At 67.7% G+C, this 4,155-nt stretch carries 5 protein-coding genes; all 5 read left to right on the top strand.

From position 1 onward, the window contains the following. Positions 1-755 (top strand): benzoate-CoA ligase family protein (locus tag L995_RS22405; RefSeq protein WP_047473772.1); only part of this gene is annotated, 755 nt, incomplete at its 5' end. Between the two features lie 58 nt (positions 756-813). Then, positions 814-1,977, top strand: a complete 1,164-nt coding sequence (locus L995_RS22410) for an ABC transporter substrate-binding protein (RefSeq protein ID WP_016447315.1) — start codon at positions 814-816, stop codon at positions 1,975-1,977. A 42-nt stretch (positions 1,978-2,019) separates the two neighbouring features. After that, entirely contained in the window at positions 2,020-2,892 is an 873-nt protein-coding gene (locus L995_RS22415; protein ID WP_013799989.1) for a branched-chain amino acid ABC transporter permease, read from the top strand. 3 nt (positions 2,893-2,895) lie between these two features. Next, positions 2,896-3,981: a branched-chain amino acid ABC transporter permease gene (locus L995_RS22420; RefSeq protein WP_047473773.1), complete on the top strand. Its 1,086-nt coding sequence runs from the start codon at positions 2,896-2,898 to the stop codon at positions 3,979-3,981. Beyond that, the coding region (locus L995_RS22425) for an ATP-binding cassette domain-containing protein (RefSeq protein ID WP_047473774.1) at positions 3,974-4,155 on the top strand (182 nt) is incomplete at its 3' end. The genes L995_RS22420 and L995_RS22425, both read left to right, overlap by 8 nt.

The following is a 4,155-nucleotide window of genomic DNA, read 5'->3' on the forward strand; positions in this document are numbered from 1 at the left end:
CCACGGGCTTTGCGGGCATGCTGGCCTCGCCCCTGCTGCCCGCGCGCGAGCAGGTCAGCCTGCGCATGTGCTCCTCGGCCGGCGAGGCGCTGCCGGCCGAGATCGCCCAGCGCTTCAAGGCGCATTTCGGCGCCGACATCGTGGACGGCATCGGCTCCACCGAGATGCTGCACATCTTCCTGTCCAACCGGCCCGACGACATCCGCTACGGCACCACGGGCAAGCCCGTGGACGGCTATCGCGTGGAGCTGCGCGGCGAGGACGGCCGCCCCGTGGCCGATGGCGAGGTGGGCGACCTGTTCATCCAGGGCCCCAGCGCCGCCCTCATGTACTGGGGCAACCGGGACAAGACGCGCGAGACCTTCCAGGGCGGCTGGCTCAAGAGCGGCGACAAGTACGTGCGCGACGCCGATGGCTACTACACCTATGCCGGGCGCAGCGACGACATGCTCAAGGTCAGCGGCATCTATGTCTCGCCCTTCGAGGTCGAGGCCACGCTGATGCAGCACCCGGCCGTGCTGGAGGCCGCCGTGATCGGCAAGACCGACGCCGACGGCCTGCTCAAGACCAAGTCCTTCGTCGTGCTCAAGGACGGCTGCAGCGCCACCGAGGCCGAGCTCAAGGCCTTCGTGAAGCAGCGCCTGGCCGCCTACAAGTACCCGCGCTTCATCGAGTTCGTGGACGAACTTCCCAAGACCGCCACCGGAAAGATCCAGCGTTTCCGCCTGCGTGAACGCGAGGCCAGCGTCGGCTGAACAGCCCCTTCCGATTCCCCTGACAAAAGCAAGACCCATCGACCACAAGGAGACACGCATGAACATCGATCGCAAACACTGGGCCGCCCTCGCCCTGACGGCCTCCCTGTCCTGCGGCGCATATGCGCAGGACAGGATCAAGGTCGGCTTCATGCTGCCCTACAGCGGCACCTACGCGGCGCTGGGCTCGGCCATAGAGAACGGCTTTCGCATGTTCGTGAACGAGCAGGGCGGCAGGCTGGGCGGGCGCGAGATCGAGTTCTTCAAGGTCGATGACGAGTCCGATCCGGCCAAGGCCACGGACAACGTCAACCGCCTGATCAAGCGCGACAAGGTCGATGTGCTGGTGGGCACCGTGCATTCGGGCGTGGCCATGGCCATGGCGCGCGCGGCCAAGGAAAGCGGCACCGTGCTCATCGTGCCCAATGCGGGCGCCGATGCGGTCACGGGCGCCATGTGCGCGCCCAACATCTTCCGTTCGTCCTTCTCCAACTGGCAGTCCTCCTATCCCATGGGCGTGGTGGCGGCCAGGCAGGAAGGCAGGAAAACCGCCATGACCATCACCTGGAAATACGCGGCCGGCGAGGAGATGACCAATGCCTTCAAGGAGGGCTTCGAGAAGGAGGGCGGCAAGGTCAGCAAGCAGCTCACCGTGCCCTTTCCCAACGTGGAGTTCCAGGCCCTGCTGACCGAGATCGCGGCGGCCAGGCCCGATGCGGTGTTTGCCTTCTTCGCGGGCGCGGGCGCCGTCAAGTTCGTCAAGGACTACCACGCGGCCGGCCTGCACAAAACCATCCCGCTGTACGGCTCGGGCTTTCTGACCGACGGCACGCTGGAGGCCCAGGGCGAGGCCGCCCAGGGGGTGCTGACCACGCTGCACTACGCCGACGAGCTGGGCACGGAGCGCGACCGGCGCTTTCGCTCCGCCTATGCCCAGGCCTACAAGCTGATGCCCGATGTGTATGCCGTGCAGGGCTACGACGCCGCCCAGATGCTGGGCGTGGGCCTGAAGGCGGCGGGCGGCGACATCGCGAAAAAGGCCGAGTTCCGCCAGGCCATCGAGAAGGCCACCATCCCCAGCCCGCGCGGTGACTTCACCATCAGCAAGTCGCACAACCCCGTGCAGGACATGTACCTGCGCAAGGTCGTGGGCAAGGAGAACCAGCGCATGGGCGTGGCCATCAAGGCCCTGGGCGATACCGGCCGCGGCTGCCGCATGTGAGGCGCGGGGCGCACTCATATACGGACGCATACGGACATCGCCATGGACCTTGCCACCTTTCTCGTGCAGTGCCTGAACGCCGTCCAGTACGGGCTGCTGCTGTTCCTGCTGGCCTCGGGCCTGACGCTGATCTTCGGGATCATGGGCGTGATCAACCTGGCCCATGGCAGCTTCTACATGATCGGCGCCTACATGGCCTTTGCGCTGTCCCCGCTGCTGGGCCAGCACTTCATCACCATGCTGCTGGCCGGCGTGGCGCTGACCGTGGTGCTGGGCTATGCGCTGGAGTGGGCCTTCTTCAGCTACCTCTACGAGCGCGAGCACCTGCAGCAGGTGCTGATGACCTTCGGGCTGATCCTGGTGTTCGAGGAGCTGCGCTCGCTGCTGGCGGGCAACGACGTGCATGGCGTGCCGCTGCCCGGCTGGCTGTCGGGCAGCTTCTCGCTGGGCGGGCTCATGAGCTATCCGTGGTACCGGCTGTTCGCCTCGGGCGTGTGCCTGCTGGTGGCGCTGGCGCTGTACTGGGTGGTCAACCGCACGCGCCTGGGAATGATGGTGCGCGCGGGCGCCAGCAACCGCGACATGGTGCGCGGCCTGGGCATCGACGTGAAGCGCCTGTACCGCATCGTCTTCGCCATCGGCGTGGCGCTGGCGGCACTGGCGGGCATGATCGCCGCGCCCATGAGTTCGGTCTATCCGGGCATGGGCGGCAACGTGCTCATCATCTGCTTCGTGGTGGTGGTGATCGGCGGCATCGGCTCGATCACGGGCGCGCTGCTGGCCTCGCTGCTGGTGGGCTTTGTCGATACCTTCGGCAAGCTGTTCTTCCAGGAGCTCAGCGGCATGAGCGTCTACCTGCTGATGGCGGTGGTGCTGGTGTGGCGGCCCCAGGGCCTGATGGGGCAAAGGAGCTGAACAATGGCCGTATCCAATCCTTCTCCGGCCCTGCTGGCAGCTGCCGTGCAGCCCCTGCAGCCTATGCAGCCCGTAGAGATGCCGCAGCGCGCCTGCCGATGGCAGGCCTGCGCCGTGCCGCTGGCCTGCGTGGCGCTGCTGGCGCTGGCCGGCCCCTGGTGGTCGGACTATCTGTCGGGCCTGGTGGTCAAGACCATGATCCTGGCCATCTTCGCGCTCAGCCTGCAGCTGCTGGTGGGCGGCACGGGCCTGGTGAGCCTGGGGCATGCGGCCTTCATGGGCCTGGGCGCCTATGCCGCCGTGCTGTCCGCAGGCAACGAGGGCGGCAGCCTGCCGGCCATGCTGGGCTGGGCGCTGCTGGCCTCGGGCGGCTATGCGCTGCTGGTGGGCCTGCTGAGCCTGCGCACGCGCGGCATCTACTTCATCATGGTGACGCTGGCCTTCGCACAGATGGCCTACTTCGTGGTCCACGACACGGGCATAGGCGGCGGCAGCGATGGCATCTACCTGATGGCCCGGCCCGCGCTGGGCGCCATCGACATGGAAATCCCGCGCGTGCAGTACTACGTGGTGCTGGCCGCCCTGGTGCTGGTCTATGCCTTCCTGGCGGGGCTGCGCCAGTCGCGCTTCGGCGCGGCGCTGGCGGGCATACGCGTCAACGAGCAGCGCATGCGTGCGGCCGGCTTCACCACCTACGGGTACAAACTCGCGGCCTTCGTGCTGGCCGGCATGCTGGCCGGCGTGGCAGGCTTTCTGCTGGCGGTGCGCGATGCCGTGGTCAACCCCGAGCTGCTGTCCTGGCACCACTCGGGTGAGGTGCTGCTGATGGTCATCCTCGGCGGCCTGGGCTCGCTGCGCGGCGCCGTGCTGGGCACGGTGGCCTTCGTCGCGCTCAAGGAGGTGCTGTCCACGCATGCCATCGTCGGCCCCATGGCCGACCACTGGCAGCTGAGCCTGGGCCTGGCCATCATCGTGCTCGTGGCCCTGCTGCCGAAAGGACTGATGGGGCTGATCGGGCTGGCGGGCCTTGCACGGCAACGCGCTGGAGTGCACAACGAGGTCCACCACAAGGAGGCCGGACATGGCTGATGCGGCACTGCTTTCGGTGCGCGGCCTCACGCGCCGCTTCGGCGGGCTCACGGCCGTGGGCGGCGTGGACCTGGACCTGCACGAGGGTGAGGTCCACGCCGTGATCGGCACCAACGGCGCGGGCAAGTCCACCCTGGTCAACATGCTCTCGGGCGAGCTGGCGGCCAGACGCGG

It is taken from the genome of Delftia sp. ZNC0008 (assembly GCF_000799035.1).
Taxonomy (GTDB): domain Bacteria; phylum Pseudomonadota; class Gammaproteobacteria; order Burkholderiales; family Burkholderiaceae_C; genus Comamonas; species Comamonas tsuruhatensis.